Here is a 16,639-nt window from a genome sequence, read left to right as displayed (position 1 = left end):
GTAGAATTGTTCATTTCATCGGATGTTAAGGGGCGCGCGCCAAACCTGTTGGTCATCAAGCTTTGGGTGTTCGAGGTCAGGGAAAGTGTTGCTGCGAAGGGAATTGGAGGCCCAGACCGAGATGGAGTTGGGGGCGATCCGCAAGGTTCTGGTTGTCGACGACAGCCGGTTGCAGCGGCGGATTCTGTCCAGCTCGCTCAAGAAATGGGGCTTCGAAGTGATCGAGGCGGATAGCGGCGAGCAGGCGATGGAGATCTGCGGCCGCTCGATGCCCGACCTGATCGTCAGCGATTGGGTCATGCCCGGGATGACCGGGGTCGAGTTTTGTGGCACCTTCCGGCGGCTCAATTCGGACAAGTACTGCTACTTCATTCTGCTCACCTCCAAGAGTGAAAAGAACGAGGTGGCCCAGGGGCTGGATGCGGGCGCCGACGATTTCCTGATCAAGCCGGTCGATGCCGACGAGCTGCGCGCGCGGATCTCGGCGGGGGACCGGATTCTGGGGATGCAGCGGGAGTTGTCGCACAAGAACGAGATGATCGCCCTTGCGCTGGACGAACTCAAGGTCGCGCATGATGCCATCGACAAGGATCTGATCCAGGCCCGCAAGATACAGGAATCGCTGGTGCCCGAGTTCAGCCGCGATTTCGGTCGGTCTCGGGTGAGCCTGCTGTTAAAACCCTGCGGCCATATCGGCGGCGATCTGGTCGGCATGTTCTCTCCGGGAGAGAACCGGTTGGGATTCTACAGTATCGACGTGTCCGGCCATGGCATTACCTCGGCCATGATGACCGCGCGGCTGGGGGGATATCTGTCGAGCCTGTATTTCGACCAGAACGTCGCGATGGAAAAGCGATTCAACAAATTCTATGCGCTGCGCCCACCGCAGGATGTGGCCAGCACGCTCAACTCGCGCCTGATCGCCGACGCCGGGATCGAGGAATACTTCACCATGGTGTATGCCATCATGGATCTGCGCAGCGGGCTGTTGAGGATGGTGCAGGCCGGGCATCCACACCCCCTGCTCCTGCGCGCCGATGGCAGCGCCGAGTTCATTGGTGATGGCGGCGTTCCCATCGGTCTCTTGCCGGATATCCCTTATACGCAGTACCAGACCCAGATGCATCCCGGCGACCGTCTGCTGCTTTACTCCGACGGTTTCACCGAATGCCGACTGGAAAACGGCGACATGCTGGAGCCCGAGGGTCTGCTGAGTCTGGTTCGTGACTGCGATCCGCGCCAGGGCGGGCAAGAATTTCTGGATGACCTGTTCTGGAGGCTGACACAGGTCATGTCAGCCGAACACGGTTTGGAAGACGACGTTTCCGCCACCTTTTTTGAGTTCAACGGCCCCTGAGACGGTTTACGTGCCGGGTGGCAAAGTGCCTGTCCCCGGCGTTGCCCAGCGCCTCGGTCGCCATATCGGCACGCATCCACAGCGCGGTATGGGCCGGTTCGGTCGGCGGCCCCAGGCGGCGTACCGGTCGGGCGGTATAGATCAAACAGATCTTTTCCGCCCACAGGTCGTATTCCGGCATGTAAGTGAATCGCCGGAACGTGCCGACGCGCCGTGGTGCCGCGATCAGCCAGCCGGTTTCCTCATACACCTCGCGATGCAGCGCGGTGATCGGCGATTCGCCCGGGTCGATGCCGCCGCCCGGCAGTTGCAGGTCCGGGCCCGGATCGGCCTGACAGGTCAGGAGAAGCGCATCGCCACGCGGCAACAGCGCATAGGCGCCAACCCGGCGGATATATCTCCGCCCCGGTTCCGGGGTTTCACCGAAACGTCTGATCATGTAAGGCCCCTTTCAACGCGGCTTGTCCGACCCTATATGGTCGCGATATGCCAAGAGCTGGCGTACAAGGAAACCCCATGACTATCGGAACCAAAATCGCGTGGGACGACACGGTCCTGCCTTTTCAACTGGATTTACCCCAGATGCGCGGCCGTATCGCCCGGCTTGACGGTGTTCTCGAGGGCGTCCTGAAACAGCATGACTATCCGCCTGTGGTCGAGGCGCTGGTGGCCGAAATGGCCCTTTTGACCGCGCTGATCGGGCAAACGATCAAGCTGCGCTGGAAACTGTCGTTGCAGGTGCAGTCGAACGGGCCGGTACGGATGATCGCAACCGATTACTACGCCCCCAAGGTCGAGGGCGAGCCGGCGCGTATCCGCGCCTATGCCAGTTTCGACCGCGACCGGCTGACCCGCGAGGCGCCATTTGCGCAGATCGGCAAAGGGTACTTCGCCATCCTGATCGACCAGGGCAAGGGCACCCAGCCCTATCAGGGTATCACGCCGCTTGCGGGCGGATCGCTCAGCGCCTGTGCCGAGGCTTATTTCGCCCAGTCCGAACAATTGCCCACGCGGTTCGTGCTGCGGTTTGGCAAGTCCATCGAACCGGGTGTGTCCGAACACTGGCGCGCCGGGGGCATCATGCTGCAACACATGCCCAAGGCGTCGCCCTTTGCCGCCAGCGGCCCCGGCAATGGCGATATCCTGAGCGCCAGCGATCTGGTCGATGGTGAAGAGGGCGAGAACTGGAACCGCGTCAACATCCTGCTCGACACGGTCGAAGAGCTGGAGCTGATCGGACCGGCCTTGCCGCCGACCGACTTGCTGGTGCGCCTGTTCCACGAGGAGCAGCCGCGCGTGTACGATTCGCAATCGGTTCGCTTCGGCTGCACCTGTTCCGCCGACCGGGTGCGTCAAAGCCTGTCGATCTATTCGCAAAAGGACATCGGCCATATGACGACCGAGGACGGCATGGTCACCGCCGATTGCCAGTTCTGCGGCGCCCATTACGTTCTGGATCCCGAGAGCCTCGGGTTCGAGGCGAACCAGGGTGAGTGACACGGTCGCGTCTCTGCTGGCGGCGCTGTCGCGACCGGGGCCGGGGTCGAGCGATTTCGACCTGAACCCCGGCACCGTCCTGCCCGAGGGGCGCAAGCTGCGCCCGGCCGGGGTGCTGGTTCCGGTCACGCTGGCGCAGGGTGCGCCGCGCGTGATCCTGACCAAACGCTCTTCGGCGTTGAAACACCATCCCGGCCAGATCGCCTTTCCGGGCGGCAAACAGGACGAGGGCGATGCCGATGTGATCGCCGCCGCCTTGCGCGAGGCGCACGAGGAAATCGGTCTGCCACGCACCCTGCCACAGGTGCTGGGCACATTGCCCGCGCATGAAACCGTGACCTCGTTCATGGTGACGCCTGTGGTGGCCGTGATCGAGCACGCGTTCGACATCCGCCCCGAGCCGGGTGAGGTCGAGGAGGTGTTTTCCGTTCCCCTGTCTCACCTCATGGCGCCGGGGAATTACTCGGTCCAGTCGCGCCGCTGGCGCGGGCAGCGGCGGCATTACTATACTGTGCCCTGGGGCCCCTATTACATCTGGGGCGCGACCGCGCGGATGCTGCGCGGGTTGGCGGCAAGGATGCAGGACGAATGAAGATCACCGACCCCTGGCTGACCCATAAGGCGACGCAGGCGGTCTGTCGGGTCCTGACCGATGGTGGCGCGCAGGCGCTGTTCGTTGGCGGTTGCGTGCGTAACGCGTTGTTGGGCGCCCCGGTCAGCGATATCGACATCACCACCGACGCCCGGCCCGAACGGGTGATCGAGCTGGCCAAGGGGGCCGGGATCAAGGCAATCCCGACCGGTATCGAACATGGCACCGTGACGCTGGTCAAAGATGGCATCCCGCACGAGGTCACCACCTTTCGCCGCGATGTGGAAACCGATGGGCGCCGCGCGGTGGTGGCGTTCTCGGACTCGCTGCACGAGGATGCGGCGCGGCGCGATTTTACCATGAACGCGCTTTATGCCCGGCCTGATGGCAGCATTCTGGACCCGCTCGATGGCCTGCCCGACCTGCAAGCGCGCCGGGTCCGGTTCATCGGCAATGCCACCGACCGTATCCGCGAGGATTACCTGCGCTCGCTGCGCTACTTCCGCTTTCACGCCTGGTATGGCGACGATGGTGCCGGGTTCGATGGTGATGCGCTGGCTGCAATTGCCGCCAATCTCGGCGGGCTGGCCCGGCTGTCGCGTGAACGGGTCGGGGCCGAGCTGTTGAAGCTGCTCGGCGCCCCCGATCCGGCGCCTGCGGTGGCGGTGATGCGCACGACAGGAGTGCTGGCGCAGATTCTGCCCGGCGCGGACGACCGCGCGCTTGCGCCGCTGGTCCATCTCGAAGGTGATCTGCCCGCCGATCCAATCCGCCGCCTTGCGGCGCTGGGTGAACCCGAGGTGATGGAGAACCTGCGGCTGAGCAAGGCACAGATGACGGCGCTGGCCCGCCTGAGAGCGGCCGCGTCAGGTGTCGCGGGACCGGGTGAACTGGGTCACGAACTGGGGTTTGATGCCGCCCGCGACGCGCTTCTGCTGCGCGCTGCGCTGTTGGAAACGCCCTTTGATCGCGCCTGCCTGACCGAGGTGGAATGCGGCGCGTCCGCCATTTTCCCCATTTCTGCCAAGGACTTGATGCCAAACTATACCGGCAAGGCGCTGGGCGAAAAACTGACCCAACTCAAATCGCGCTGGATCGCATCGGGCTTCACATTGGACCGCTCCGCGTTGCTGTCTGACCAAAGCTGACGTTAGGTCAAGACTTTCCCGCGTGACAGAGCGGGCCATTTCCGTCTACGGTCTGGCCAGAAACCTGACAGGAGGGATGCGAATGTATTACGGGCTCTGGTTCGGCTAAGCCGGAATAACCGACCCGTATGGGGTGGTGTTCCGTGCGCCGCCTGTTTCGCATTTCCTAAGATTACGCTCAGTTGGAGCATCCGTCATGTTTCGCTATTTCGAAAATCTCGTCGATCCGTTCATTGCCTATGACGAGACCGACACCCCGCCCACGCGCCTCTGGCCGTTCCTGCTGGATTACTCCCGGCCGTTCCTGCGCGTGTTCGTCTGGACCGCGCTTCTCTCGATCATCGTTGCCGGAGTCGAGATCGGGTTGATCTATTACATGGGCCGTGTCGTCGACGTACTGAACGGCGAGCCGGCCGAGATCTGGGCGCGCTACGGGACCGAGTTCATCGTGCTTGCCCTGTTCGTGCTGCTGATCCGGCCCGCGCTGCATGTGTTCGACGTGCTGTTGTTGAACAACGCGATCCTGCCCAATTTCGGAACCCTGATCCGTTGGCGCGCACATAAACACGTGCTGCGCCAGTCGGTCGGCTGGTTCGAGAACGATTTTGCCGGGCGTATTGCCAACCGGATCATGCAAACCCCGCCCGCTGCGGGCGAGGTGATCTTTCAGGTGTTCGACGCGATCTCGTTTTCGTTGGCCTATCTGTTGGGCGCCGCCGTCTTGCTGATGGCCGCAGACATGCGTCTGCTGCTCCCGCTGCTGATCTGGTTCGCGCTTTATGCGCTGTTGGTGCGCTGGACCATCCGGCGCGTGGGACCTGCCTCGCAGGCCGCTTCTGACGCGCGCTCGACCGTGACCGGTCGGGTGGTGGACAGCTATACCAACATCCATTCGGTCAAGATGTTCGCCCACAGCGATCATGAGCTTGAATATGCCCGCGAAGCGATCAAGGAAACCCGCCGCACCTTTCAGGTGGAGATGCGGATCTTTACCATCATGGATGTCGTGCTTGTCACGCTGAACGGGCTCTTGATCGTCGGCGTCGTCGGCTGGGCCATCGCGCTCTGGATGCAGGGACAGGCCAGCGTTGGCGTGGTCGCCGCCGCTTCGGCGCTGACCCTGCGGCTCAACGCGATGACAGGCTGGATCATGTGGGCGCTGACCAGCTTCTTTCGCGAACTGGGGGTGGTCGCCGAAGGGATGCAGACCATCGCGCAGCCCATCGACCTGGTGGATGCGCCCGACGCGACGCCGCTGCGGCTGACCGAGGGCCGGATCGAATTACAGCAGCTTTCGCACCACTATGGACGCGGCGCGGGCGGGCTCGACCGCATCGACCTGACCATCGCGCCGGGCGAAAAGATCGGCCTGATCGGCCGGTCGGGCGCAGGCAAATCGACCTTGGTCAAGCTGCTCTTGCGGTTCTATGACCCCGACAGCGGCAGGATCCTGATCGACGGTCAGGATATCGCCCGGGTGACACAGGACAGTTTGCGTAGCCATATCGGCATGGTGCAGCAGGATAGTTCGCTGTTGCACCGTTCGGTGCGCGACAACATCCTCTATGGTCGTCCCGACGCCACCGAGGAAGAGATGCTTGCCGCCGCAAAACAGGCCGAGGCGCATGAGTTCATCCTCGATCTCGAAGACCCGCAGGGCAGGCGCGGATATGACGCGCATGTGGGGGAACGGGGCGTCAAGCTGAGCGGTGGCCAGCGGCAGCGGGTGACGCTGGCGCGGGTGATCCTCAAGGACGCGCCCATTTTGCTGTTGGACGAGGCCACCAGCGCCCTAGATTCCGAGGTCGAGGCCGCCATTCAGGACACGCTTTACGGGATGATGGAGGGAAAGACCGTGATCGCCATCGCGCACCGGCTCAGCACCATCGCCCAGATGGATCGTGTCCTGGTGCTGGATCAGGGCCATATCGTCGAGGAAGGCACTCATGCCGACCTCTTGGCGCGCGACGGGGTCTATGCGCAGTTCTGGGCGCGTCAGTCGGGCGGTTTCCTCAACACCGAGGCCGCCGAATGAGGCTGGCCGACCTCATCGACCCGTTCCGTGAGACGGACACGCCCCCGCCGCAACGGCTGGGGGCGTTCATCCGCTGGTGCCTGACAGGGGCCTGGCCCGCGCTGTTTGCAGCTGCGGCCTTTTCGGCCCTTGCGGGTATGTTCGAGGCGGGTACGGCCTGGATCCTGGGTCATGTCATAGACACCGCCGTCGACAGCGGACCCGAAGGGTTCTTCAGCGCCGAAAATCTTGGCCCGGTCCTGTGGGCGGCGCTGTTCTTCATGCTGATCCGCCCGGCGGCCTTTGGCCTCTCGGCCCTGTCCAACAACTATATCGTCATGCCGAATATCACGCCGCTGGTACTGGCGCGGTTGAACCGCTGGACGCTGGGCCAGTCGGTCAGCTATTTCGATGACGATTTTGCCGGTCGCATCGCTCAGAAACAGATGCAGACGGCCAATGCGCTGGCGTCGGTCGTGTCGGAAACCATCAGCGCCATCGTCTTTGCCCTTGCCTCGCTGGCGGGCAGCCTTGTGCTTTTGGGCGCGATCCATCCTCTGGTGATGTTGCCCTTTGTCCTGTGGCTGGGGGTCTATTTCACCCTGGTCCGCTGGTATCTGCCGCGTATCCGCAAGCGGTCGGCGGCACGGGCGGGGGCGCGGGCGATGGTGTCGGGGCAGGTGGTGGACACCATCACCAATATCAAGACGGTCAAGCTGTTCGCCCATGCCACGCAAGAAGACAGCGCCGCGCGCAAGACCATGGTCGAGTTGCGCGAACGCTCGCTGGATTTCGGGCGGCTTTCGGCCAGTTTCCGGTTCATCTTGATGTTTCTGGCGGGTGTCCTGCCGGTATTGCTGATCGGGGCGACGCTGTTCCTGTGGCAGGGCGGGCAGGCCAGCGCGGGCGATATCGTGGCGGCGGGCTCTGTCTCGGTCCGCATCGCGCAGATGACTGGCTGGGTCAGCTTCACGCTGATGGGGCTCTATGCCAATGTGGGCGAGGTCGAGAACGGCATGCACACCCTGGCCAAGGTGGTGCGGATCGAGGATGCGCGCGGTGCCACCGAACTGGCCGTGACCCGTGGTCAGATCGTGTTCGACGATGTGGGGTTCGCTTACGGCCGCGAAACCGGCGGGGTCGAGGCGCTGAACCTCACCATCGCACCGGGAGAGAAGTTGGGCATCGTCGGCGCTTCGGGGGCGGGGAAATCGACACTCGTGTCTCTGCTTCTCAGGCTCTATGACGCCGAAACCGGCACGATCCGGATCGACGGGCAGGATATTGCAGGTGTGACACAAGACAGCCTGCGCCGCCAGATCGGTACGGTCACGCAGGAAACCGCGATGTTCAACCGCTCGGCCCGCGACAACATCAAATACGGCTGTCCAGATGCGACCGAGGAACAGATGATCGCCGCCGCCAAAAAGGCCGAGGCGCATGAGTTCATCCAGTCACTCGCGGACGCGCGCGGGCGCACCGGCTATGACGCGCATCTGGGCGAACGGGGGGTCAAGCTGAGCGGCGGTCAGCGGCAGCGCATCGCGCTGGCCCGCGCCATTCTCAAGGACGCGCCGATCCTGGTTCTGGACGAGGCCACCAGCGCGCTGGACAGCGAGGTCGAGGCCTCGATTCAGACCGCGCTGCATCGGGTGATGGCGGGCAAGACGGTGCTGGCCATCGCGCATCGCCTGTCGACCCTGTCGGAAATGGACCGGATCGTGGTGCTGGATCAGGGCCGCATCGTCGAAAGCGGCAGTCACGACATGCTGTTGGCAAGGAACGGGCTTTATGCCCGCTTCTGGCACCGCCAGTCGGGCGGATTCATCCAGACCGAGGCGGCAGAGTAGGGGCTTTCCCGTCGCCCCGCGCCCATGTATCAGGCAGCCATGACACAGGAATTCACCATCACTCGGTTGGGCCACCAAGGCGACGGGATCGCCACCGGGCCGCTCTACGTGCCGCGCGCCCTGCCGGGCGAGGTGGTCAGCGGCACGCCCGAGGGCGACACGCTGGCCGAGATGCGGGTTGTTACCCCCTCGCCGCACCGGGTTTCCCCGGCCTGCCGCCATTATCGCGCCTGTGGTGGTTGCCAGTTGCAACATGCCTCGGACGCCTTTGTTGCCGACTGGAAGCAAGAAGTGGTGCGCGCCGCGCTCAGCGCGCAGGGGGTCGAGGCCCCGCTGCGCCCGATCCACACCTCGCCGCCGCAGTCACGCCGCCGCGCCACCATCGCCGTGCGCCGCACCAAGAAGGGCACGCTGGCCGGGTTCCATGGCCGTGCCTCGGATGTGATCACCGAAATCCCCGATTGTCGGCTCCTCGACCCCGCGCTTCTCGCCGCCATTCCGGTGGGTGAGGCGCTGGCGCTTTTGGGGGGCAGCCGCAAGGGAGTACTGGCGGTCACGCTAACCCTGTCCGAGGCCGGGCTTGATGTGTCGGTCAGCGGCGGCAAGCCGCTTGATGGCCCGTTCGAAGCATCCTTGGCCCTGATCGCCGAACAGCACGGGCTGGCTCGCCTGGCCTGGGAGGGTGAGGTGATTGCCAGCCGTCACGCCCCGGCTCAGCGCTTTGGCAAGGCCAGCGTCGTGCCGCCGCCCGGTGCCTTTCTTCAGGCGACCAAAGACGGCGAGGCGGCGCTGCTTTCGGCCGTGCGCGAAGCGGTCGGCAATGCAAAGCGCGTGGCCGACCTGTTTGCCGGCTGCGGCACCTTCTCTCTGCCGCTGGCCGAAACCGCCGAGGTTCATGCCGTCGAAGGCGAGGCCACGATGACCGCCGCACTCGATCAAGGCTGGCGCCGGGCGCAAGGACTCAAACGACTTACAACCGAGGCCCGCGACCTGTTCCGCCGCCCCCTGCTACCCGATGAGTTGAGCCGGTTTGACGCCGTGGTGCTGGACCCGCCTCGCGCCGGGGCCGAGGCGCAGGTGGCCGAACTGGCCCGCGCTAAGCTGCCGGTCATCGTCTATGTCAGTTGCAATCCCGTCACCTTTGCCCGCGATGCCAATACGCTGATCCAGGCAGGCTATCGCCTGAATTGGGTGCAGGTCGTCGATCAGTTCCGCTGGTCAGCGCATGTAGAGCTTGCAGCCTCCTTCTCGCTTGCCCATATCGGCGGCTGAGGAAAAGGAGCATTTGGCATGCAGGTTCGCCAGCGGTTGCAGGCATTTATTGATCGTCCCCGGTTCGGGCAGGTCATCACCCTTGTCATCATGGTCAATGCCGTGGTGCTGGGGATGGAAACCTCGCCCTATCTGATGCAGCGCTGGGGCGACCTGATCCTGGCCATCGACAATGCCTGTCTTGCTATCTTCATCGCTGAAATCGGGCTGAAGCTGGCGGCACAAGGGCGGCGTTTCTTTACCAACGGCTGGAACCTGTTTGACTTCACCGTGGTCGCCATTGCCCTGATCCCCAGCGCCGGTGGTCTCTCGGTCCTGCGGGCGCTGCGTATCCTGCGGGTGCTTCGGGTGATCTCGGTCGCGCCGCGCCTGCGCCGCGTGGTCGAAGGTTTCATCACCGCGTTGCCCGGCATGGCCAGCGTCTTCCTGCTGATGACCATCATCTTCTATATCGGTGCGGTGATCGCCACCAAGCTCTTTGCCAGCAGCTTTCCCGACTGGTTTGGCGATCTGGGCCTGTCGGCCTATACGTTGTTCCAGATCATGACGCTGGAAAGCTGGTCGATGGGAATCGTCCGCCCGGTGATGGAGGTCTACCCCTATGCCTGGCTGTTCTTCGTTCCCTTCATCATGATCACCACCTTTGCGGTGGTGAACCTGCTGGTGGGCCTCATCGTCAACTCGATGCAGGACGCCCATCATGCCGAAGACGGCGTACGCACCGATGCCTATCGCGACGAGGTGCTGACACGTTTGGATCAGATCGAAACTCGTATTAAGATGCTCGGCGAAACCAAAAAGTGATTTTGCAATTCCGGGATTCGCCGCTATGCGGTGGCCCAAACAAACATAGGGCAGTGAGAACAATGGATCGTCGGCATTTTGGTCTGGCCGCAATCGCAACTCTGGGCCTGTCGGCCTGTGGCAGCGGGGACAGCAAGTTTCGCCGCTACTACGGGCCTGCGGTCACCTCGATCGTTGTCAACAAGGGTGCGCGCAAGATGTACCTGTTGAACGAGCAAAAGGTGCTGAAAGAGTTCAAGGTCGACCTTGGCTTCGCCCCGGCTGGTCACAAGCAGTTCGAAGGCGATGGCAAGACGCCCGAAGGCACCTATCTGATCGACCGGCGCAACCCCAACAGCAAATACCACCTGTCGCTGGGGATTTCCTATCCGAACGCGCGCGACGTCGCCTATGCCCAGTCGCTGGGTAAGCGGCCGGGCGGCGAAATCTTCATTCATGGCGAACCGAACCTTCAGCGTGAACGCAACCGGGCGAAAAAGACCCAGGATTGGACTGCGGGCTGTATCGCCGTCAAGAATGACGAGATCGAAGAGATCTATGCCATGGTGCGCGACGGCACGGTCATTACCCTGCGCGCCTGACTGCTGCCGGTCCCGGTTGTTCAAAGACCAGACCAGTTGTTGGCGAGACCCAAACCGTCGTGGCACCGGTGCTGCGACGGGGGTCCACCTGAAACCCGATATCGGCCAGCAGATGCGGCCCGCTTTCGGCCAGGCGGACAAGCTCGGCCTCCAGTGCGGCGCAGTCCGGTTTTGTCTTTCGTATACGAAAGCTGATCCAGCCAAGGAGCCAGACGCACCCGTGCGGCTGTGTTTTGGTGGGCGTCGGTGAAATATCACACAGTACCATATCATTTCCTGTCATAGGCTCTTTCAAGCCTTAGATTGGGCACACATGTGCTTGCCTTCAACGCAAGCTTTCTCGTAGCGTGGGACAGGAAACCTGATCCAAGGGATTTGCGATGCGATTGCCGCCGCTGAACGCATTGCGCGCCTTCGAAGCCGCCGCGCGCCACAACGGCTATATTGCCGCGGCCGAGGAGCTCTGCGTGACCCGGGGCGCTGTCAGCCGCCATATCAAGCTGTTGGAGGAGCATCTGGGCGTTGCCCTGTTTCACCGCAACCACCGTGGCGTCGACCTGACCGCCGCCGGGCGGCAGCTGCTGCCGGTGCTGACCGAGGCCTTTGCCCGGATCGCGCGCGAGGCCGAACAGATCTCTGCCATGACCCGCGATGTCCGGATCATCTGCCCGCCCGCGCTGTCCATCCGCTGGCTGCTTCCGAGACTTGAGCAGTTCCAGGCCGCGCATCCCGACATCCGTGTCCGTCTGACCACCGAGTTCTACAGTGCCAAGGGGTTTGACGGTACCGAATACGATCTTGGTGTCTCGGTCGAACATGTTCCGGGCCGGTCCGCCGAGATTGCCAGCATGCCGCTGTTTCCGATGGTTCTGGCCCCGGCCTGTTCGCCAAGGCTTCTCAGCCAACAGCGGCTGACCTCACCGGCAGAGCTGGCACGGATGGTCCTGCTGCACGAAACCCCGCAACGCCGGGACTGGGCGTACTGGCTGAGCCATTTCGGTGTGCAGGGCGTGGACGCCAGCAGCGGCCCGACCTTTCCGAACCTGGATATGGCTGCCAGGGCTGCCGTGATGGGATCGGGCGTGGTCATGGCTGATCTGGCTTTGTGTCACGAAGAGCTGAGGGCCGGGACGCTGGTGCTGCCCTTCCCCGAAATGACCTGCGTTACACCGCAAGGGGGATATGTGATGATCGGTCGGCGCGACCGGTGGGACAAACCCCACCTACGGGCGTTTCGCGACTGGGCGACCAGCACCTGCGCCGATCTTGCGCCAAATCTAGGGGCTTAAATGGTTGTTGTCGCGCCTGACCATTTGCCAAACCCGAAGACAACATAGTCGCGCTGATACAGATCCGCCGCCAGCGCCTCGAGCGCATCATCATAGATATCGGCCAGCGCAACTGGTGTGTCCGCTGGTGCCAAGGCGGGTTGGGGCGGTTCGGTATGACCAAACCGCTGCGCCAGCGCCGCCAACGCCCCGGCCATTTCATCCTCGCGCAGGATCAGGTCGGGATTGACGAAATCCGAGAAACTGGCGATCGCCTGCGCCTGGCTGCACCATGACCCGTCGATACGGATCGCGGTCTGCCCGGCCAGGTTCATCCGCAGGAACTCCAGAAACGCCTCGAACGCGGCGCGGTGATCGGCGCGGCCATAGTCGGGGCCGGGCGTATCCTCGGGGATGGGCAGGTTGAACTGCCGCCGCAACGTGTTGCGGATCTTGGTGAAACAGCCCGGCCCCTTGTTCAGGATCCGATGGCAAAAGGCGGCATGCGCCCGGGCCAGCGGGTGCCGGACCACGGTGAAGCAGCGGTGCCCCTCGTTGCCCTTGAGCCACTGGCGCACCTGTTTCTGGTTCAGCCCGGTGCCTAGAGCCGCATCGACCACCCCGTCCAGATCGGCCATCCAGCGCCGCACCTCATCCTCGGGCCCGCCCCGGATCGGCAGGTACATCAGCGGCGTTACCGCGCCGGTGACATATGTTGGCACTGCCGGTCCCCGGCGCGGCTCGAAATTCGGGGTCCGGGTCAGGTTGAACCGGTCCAGACCGCTCAGCGCCTGGATCATCTCCTCGGCATTGACCACTTTCGAGGTGACCGGGCTGGGGTTCTGCCGTTTCAAACTGTCGTCCAGCCCGTCCAGCCGCGCAGGAACGCCCAGCCATTGCGCCAGACCGTTCAGAACGCCAAGGTCCTGCAAGTCCTCATAGGCGATATAGAATGGCGTCTGGCCGCCGCGCTGCAGGCTGTTCAACAGGAACACCTGAAAATCCTGCAACTCCTCGACATGGCGGGCAAACTCCTCGGCATCGAACCGGGCCTGCGCCTCTTTCCGTTTCTTGATGTTGGTCAGCTTCCACTGCCCGGTTTCCTTGGCGATCTTCCACGAGACATAGCTGTCCAGCGGGTTGCGGGTCAGGATGATCTTGGCACAGCGCGGATCGTTCAGAACCGTATCGAGAATGCGCGGATCGTGGTCATGAAAATAGCGGAACCCGCCCAGAATGCCGCGCGCATCGCGGATGGCATCCAACAGGCACTGGGGGTCGGCATCCCGCATCGCCTGACTGATTTCCAGGATCTCGGTCTTGTTCGGATAGCCGATGAAATGCGGATTGAACGCCTCTCCAAAACAGCCCACGCCGTCCAGCGCGTTCAGATTGGTTTCGAGAAAGTTGGAGCCGGTCCGCATTTCCGCGAACACGACGAAGTAATCAAAGGGACTGCTCATTCGGGCTTATCGCACCAGATAGGGTTTACGGTTCGTTTTTGGCGTGTTGACCGGCGGCTGTTCAACCGGGAAATCACCCATCAGATAGGGGTGCATGCCCTGGTTCTTGAGGTTTTGCAGAAACTGCCCGAACCCGGTCAGGTCGACCATGGTTGGCACTTCGGTCAGGCGGCGGGGGTTGGCGGGCCCGATCTCGTCCACGATGGTCTGGATCGGCTCCATCGGCGCCTCGATGAACTCGGCCATGGTCCAGATCCGCACGCGCGCCTTGGTCCAGACCGAGCGCAGGATTTCCAGATGCTTGGTCTCGACCTGTTGCAGCTTGGCTGCCTCCTTGCGGATATCGGCGAAATTGCGGTTCGACTTGAACAGCGGTACGGCCCAGGCGCCGGTGATCACCGAAATCTGCGCATTCGGGTCGCGCGCCAGCAGCCAGTTGATCTCCTGATTGTCGGCTGGGCCGAACTGGAAACACTGTCGCTCGCCCCTTGTGTTCCAGATCAGCGAGGTCAGAAAGCTGATCGGGTTATAGTCGCGGATCGCCGCGTTATCGCTGAGCGCGCCGTTGATCATCGTCTGGCCGCCCGCGAACTCCACCCGCTCGGGGCCGAACAGATGGCCATGCACCCGCGCGCCGGTGGCCCGTGCCAGCCAGGGTTCGAAATCCTCGAACAGCTCGGTGAACCCCTGGAACATCGAATACGGGTTCGAGGTCAGGCCGTTCTCGTTGCCGTGCCGGGGAAACCGGCTCTGCATATACAGCCCGTCACGCCCTCGGGTCCGCCGCTCGACCGCCTTGGCAAAGATGCGGTCGATCTTGCCCGGGTTCGGTTCGGTGCGCTTCATCGCGCCGGTCTTGTCGGTCAGGAACGCGTCGTACAGCCGGTGCGCGCGGGGCCAGATCTTGCGCGCGACGAAACAGTCGGACCGGCGCAAAAGCTGCAAATGGTCGTCGTAGAAGATATGCGGCTTGCCCTGGAAATCGAACTTGGACAGGGTCAGCGAGCGGCTTTCGACGCTGCTCGAATACTGCCGGGCAAGCGTCTGGAAATAGCTTTCGTCGGGAATCCAGACCTTCTTGAAATAGCGGTCATAGGTCGGCCGCTCGGGGTCTTGCAGGATCGCCGACAGGGTCTGGCGCGTCAGGCACCACCACTGGCTGCCCATATGCGGCACGATACCCGCCGGGATCCTGCGCTTGAACCCCAGGCGCCGTTGCAGGCTCACGTATTTGTCGAACAGCCAGCGCTGCTTTTTCCACGAGAACGGAAACCGCAGGGTGAACCGCTCGTGATCCAGCCCGCCCACCGTCCATGGCACGTCCGCCGTGGTTGCGCTTTCGATGAAATCGGTGCGCGGACGGCTGGCAAGATAGTCGATCAGCTCTTGCACCGGGCGCAGCGGCAAGCAGGATCCAGACGCCAGATAGACATGCCGGATATCGGGAAACTCGGCCAGGATCAGCTCGGACGCTGATTGCGATGCGGCCACGATCCCCCATGTGCCCCAATCACAGCGGTGGCGGCTGCAAAACCGGATCAGCGGATCCTTGACGCAGGCGTCGTGAAAGGCGCGATAGGTCTTGCGCGGAACCTTCTTGTCGACATGGATGACCACCGGACAGCCCGAGGCGGTCCAGTGTTGCGCCACCTGCTGCGCCCGGTCCAGAGCCGTGTGAACCAGCATGACGATGCCGACCGTGCTCATGCCCAGTTCCCCTTGGACATGAGGCCCAGAATCTCAAGCTGGCGCCAGTTGATGTATTTTTCGGACCATTTGCACCACAGGTCGGGCTGCGATTTCACCGTCTCGGCATAGGCGGTATACTCGACCGAATTGGCGTAGTGCTGTTTGCGCGTCAGCTCCTCGGCCGCCTTCTGGGTAAAGGTGTCCAGAAACTTGGTGTGCAACAGCGCGCCGCTGGCCTTTTCGCCGCCCCATTCCTCGTAAACCTGATTCAGGCCGCGCGGCAACAGCGCATGGGTCGAACTGACATAGGCATAGCGCCTGTCCCATTTGACCAGCGGTATCTTGTTCAGCGCCGGCGCTTTCTTTGGCTGGTCGGGAAAGAACACCCGGCTGCGTGGGCCGCCCTGAATCCACAGGTTGCCATAATCGGGGTTCTTCTTGATCGTGTAATTGCCGCTGTCGAACCAGTTGGCGATATCCAGCGGATTCTGGCCTTCGACATAGGGGGTCTCGTCGATCTTGCCCTTGGGATAGAGGTCGATCAGCATGGCGCTGAACGACCGGATCGAGGAATTGTCCAGCCAGTCAGTCAACGCCTGGATCGGGCGCGTGTCGCAGAACGGGTAGATAAAGAACTCGTCCGGGTCCACCACCAGCACCCAATGCCCGTGGGCATAGGTCCGCTTCAGCCAGTTCATCCAGTCGACACCAAAGGTCGCCGACTTGTAACTGTGGGTGGTGTGCCAGACCGAGACATCCGGCTGCCCGGCAAGGTAGTTGAGCGTGCCATCGGCGCTGTCGTTGTCGACGATCAGGAAATGATCGATCCCCATATCGCGATAGTAACGCAGGAAATAGGGCAGGCGGATCTTCTCGTTGCGCACTGTGCTGACCAGCAGGACATCGCCGGGCTTGATCGCGGCGGTGTTGTTCTGGACTGATCGCAATTCGCGCGATTTGCGCAGGCAACGCAAAAGACGGCGCTTGCGCCGCAGTCGCATCTTATACGATCCCCAAAGGCTCACGCTTTTATCCAACCATCAAGCTACGCGCGAACGCCCGCACCAAAACACCAGAAAACCAAATGGTACAGGTCGTTTATGT

At 62.8% G+C, this 16,639-nt stretch carries 15 protein-coding genes; 10 read left to right on the top strand and 5 right to left on the bottom strand.

The window, feature by feature from the left end:
- Positions 1-121: 121 nt before the first annotated feature.
- Positions 122-1,357, top strand: coding sequence for a PP2C family protein-serine/threonine phosphatase (locus OE747_RS15865; RefSeq protein WP_263829603.1), 1,236 nt, complete (start codon positions 122-124; stop codon positions 1,355-1,357).
- Here the strand turns inward: OE747_RS15865 and OE747_RS15860 are convergent.
- Positions 1,344-1,796, bottom strand: a complete 453-nt coding sequence (locus OE747_RS15860; protein WP_263829530.1) for an NUDIX hydrolase — start codon at positions 1,794-1,796, stop codon at positions 1,344-1,346. The two genes, OE747_RS15865 and OE747_RS15860, sit on opposite strands and share 14 nt — an antisense overlap.
- Before the next feature lie 77 nt (positions 1,797-1,873).
- On the opposite strand from OE747_RS15860, the gene hslO reads away from it, so the two are divergent.
- The 8 genes from hslO (at position 1,874) to OE747_RS15820 (ending at position 11,115) form a co-directional block, all read left to right on the top strand.
- Entirely contained in the window at positions 1,874-2,854 is a 981-nt protein-coding gene (gene hslO, locus OE747_RS15855; RefSeq protein ID WP_263829529.1) for an Hsp33 family molecular chaperone HslO, read from the top strand.
- The gene (locus tag OE747_RS15850) at positions 2,847-3,446 is read left to right on the top strand and encodes a CoA pyrophosphatase (protein WP_263829528.1); all 600 of its coding nucleotides are present in this window, start codon (positions 2,847-2,849) and stop codon (positions 3,444-3,446) included. The genes hslO and OE747_RS15850 overlap by 8 nt, the downstream gene beginning before the upstream one ends.
- Positions 3,443-4,594: a CCA tRNA nucleotidyltransferase gene (locus OE747_RS15845; RefSeq protein ID WP_263829527.1), complete on the top strand. Its 1,152-nt coding sequence runs from the start codon at positions 3,443-3,445 to the stop codon at positions 4,592-4,594. The genes OE747_RS15850 and OE747_RS15845 overlap by 4 nt, the downstream gene beginning before the upstream one ends.
- Positions 4,595-4,790: 196 nt before the next feature.
- Positions 4,791-6,629 carry an ABC transporter ATP-binding protein gene (locus OE747_RS15840; RefSeq protein ID WP_263829526.1) on the top strand — a complete coding sequence of 613 codons (1,839 nt, stop codon included), beginning with the start codon at positions 4,791-4,793 and terminating at the stop codon, positions 6,627-6,629.
- On the top strand, positions 6,626-8,458 hold the full coding sequence (locus OE747_RS15835) for an ABC transporter ATP-binding protein (RefSeq protein ID WP_263829525.1): 1,833 nt from the start codon (positions 6,626-6,628) through the stop codon (positions 8,456-8,458). The genes OE747_RS15840 and OE747_RS15835 overlap by 4 nt, the downstream gene beginning before the upstream one ends.
- A 39-nt stretch (positions 8,459-8,497) precedes the next feature.
- A complete protein-coding gene (locus tag OE747_RS15830; protein ID WP_263829524.1) occupies positions 8,498-9,730 on the top strand; it encodes a class I SAM-dependent RNA methyltransferase in 1,233 nt (410 codons plus the stop codon).
- Between the two features lie 18 nt (positions 9,731-9,748).
- On the top strand, positions 9,749-10,534 hold the full coding sequence (locus OE747_RS15825; RefSeq protein WP_263829523.1) for an ion transporter: 786 nt from the start codon (positions 9,749-9,751) through the stop codon (positions 10,532-10,534).
- A gap of 62 nt (positions 10,535-10,596) precedes the next feature.
- Positions 10,597-11,115 (top strand): L,D-transpeptidase family protein, encoded by a 519-nt coding sequence (locus OE747_RS15820; protein WP_263829522.1) that lies wholly within the window; start codon positions 10,597-10,599, stop codon positions 11,113-11,115.
- Here OE747_RS15820 and OE747_RS15815 read toward each other — a convergent pair.
- Entirely contained in the window at positions 11,099-11,398 is a 300-nt protein-coding gene (locus OE747_RS15815; protein WP_263829521.1) for a hypothetical protein, read from the bottom strand. The two genes, OE747_RS15820 and OE747_RS15815, sit on opposite strands and share 17 nt — an antisense overlap.
- A 97-nt stretch (positions 11,399-11,495) precedes the next feature.
- Between OE747_RS15815 and OE747_RS15810 the strand changes: the two genes are divergently transcribed.
- Positions 11,496-12,404 carry a LysR substrate-binding domain-containing protein gene (locus OE747_RS15810; protein WP_263829520.1) on the top strand — a complete coding sequence of 303 codons (909 nt, stop codon included), beginning with the start codon at positions 11,496-11,498 and terminating at the stop codon, positions 12,402-12,404.
- Here the strand turns inward: OE747_RS15810 and OE747_RS15805 are convergent.
- The 3 genes from OE747_RS15805 to OE747_RS15795 are packed head-to-tail and all read right to left on the bottom strand — an operon-like array spanning position 12,401 to position 16,536.
- Positions 12,401-13,846: a sulfotransferase family 2 domain-containing protein gene (locus OE747_RS15805; protein WP_263829519.1), complete on the bottom strand. Its 1,446-nt coding sequence runs from the start codon at positions 13,844-13,846 to the stop codon at positions 12,401-12,403. The two genes, OE747_RS15810 and OE747_RS15805, sit on opposite strands and share 4 nt — an antisense overlap.
- Positions 13,847-13,852: 6 nt before the next feature.
- On the bottom strand, positions 13,853-15,553 hold the full coding sequence (locus OE747_RS15800) for a beta-1,6-N-acetylglucosaminyltransferase (RefSeq protein WP_263829518.1): 1,701 nt from the start codon (positions 15,551-15,553) through the stop codon (positions 13,853-13,855).
- Positions 15,550-16,536 carry a glycosyltransferase family 2 protein gene (locus OE747_RS15795; RefSeq protein WP_263829517.1) on the bottom strand — a complete coding sequence of 329 codons (987 nt, stop codon included), beginning with the start codon at positions 16,534-16,536 and terminating at the stop codon, positions 15,550-15,552. The genes OE747_RS15800 and OE747_RS15795 overlap by 4 nt, the downstream gene beginning before the upstream one ends.
- Between the last annotated feature and the right edge of the window lie 103 nt (positions 16,537-16,639).

This window comes from Ruegeria aquimaris, from assembly GCF_025751555.1.
Taxonomy (GTDB): Bacteria; Pseudomonadota; Alphaproteobacteria; order Rhodobacterales; family Rhodobacteraceae; genus Ruegeria_B; species Ruegeria_B aquimaris.
The sequence above is the reverse complement of the archived record's forward strand: the minus strand, read 5'-3'. Positions and strand labels throughout refer to the sequence as shown.

Coding starts and splice junctions, on each gene's coding strand:
- OE747_RS15865 (WP_263829603.1), top strand. CDS start 122: ATGGAGTTGGGGGCGATCCGCAAGGTTCTGGTTGTCGACGACAGCCGG.
- OE747_RS15860 (WP_263829530.1), bottom strand. CDS start 1,796: ATGATCAGACGTTTCGGTGAAACCCCGGAACCGGGGCGGAGATATATC.
- hslO (WP_263829529.1), top strand. CDS start 1,874: ATGACTATCGGAACCAAAATCGCGTGGGACGACACGGTCCTGCCTTTT.
- OE747_RS15845 (WP_263829527.1), top strand. CDS start 3,443: ATGAAGATCACCGACCCCTGGCTGACCCATAAGGCGACGCAGGCGGTC.
- OE747_RS15840 (WP_263829526.1), top strand. CDS start 4,791: ATGTTTCGCTATTTCGAAAATCTCGTCGATCCGTTCATTGCCTATGAC.
- OE747_RS15835 (WP_263829525.1), top strand. CDS start 6,626: ATGAGGCTGGCCGACCTCATCGACCCGTTCCGTGAGACGGACACGCCC.
- OE747_RS15830 (WP_263829524.1), top strand. CDS start 8,498: ATGACACAGGAATTCACCATCACTCGGTTGGGCCACCAAGGCGACGGG.
- OE747_RS15825 (WP_263829523.1), top strand. CDS start 9,749: ATGCAGGTTCGCCAGCGGTTGCAGGCATTTATTGATCGTCCCCGGTTC.
- OE747_RS15820 (WP_263829522.1), top strand. CDS start 10,597: ATGGATCGTCGGCATTTTGGTCTGGCCGCAATCGCAACTCTGGGCCTG.
- OE747_RS15815 (WP_263829521.1), bottom strand. CDS start 11,398: ATGACAGGAAATGATATGGTACTGTGTGATATTTCACCGACGCCCACC.
- OE747_RS15810 (WP_263829520.1), top strand. CDS start 11,496: ATGCGATTGCCGCCGCTGAACGCATTGCGCGCCTTCGAAGCCGCCGCG.
- OE747_RS15805 (WP_263829519.1), bottom strand. CDS start 13,846: ATGAGCAGTCCCTTTGATTACTTCGTCGTGTTCGCGGAAATGCGGACC.
- OE747_RS15800 (WP_263829518.1), bottom strand. CDS start 15,553: ATGAGCACGGTCGGCATCGTCATGCTGGTTCACACGGCTCTGGACCGG.
- OE747_RS15795 (WP_263829517.1), bottom strand. CDS start 16,536: ATGCGACTGCGGCGCAAGCGCCGTCTTTTGCGTTGCCTGCGCAAATCG.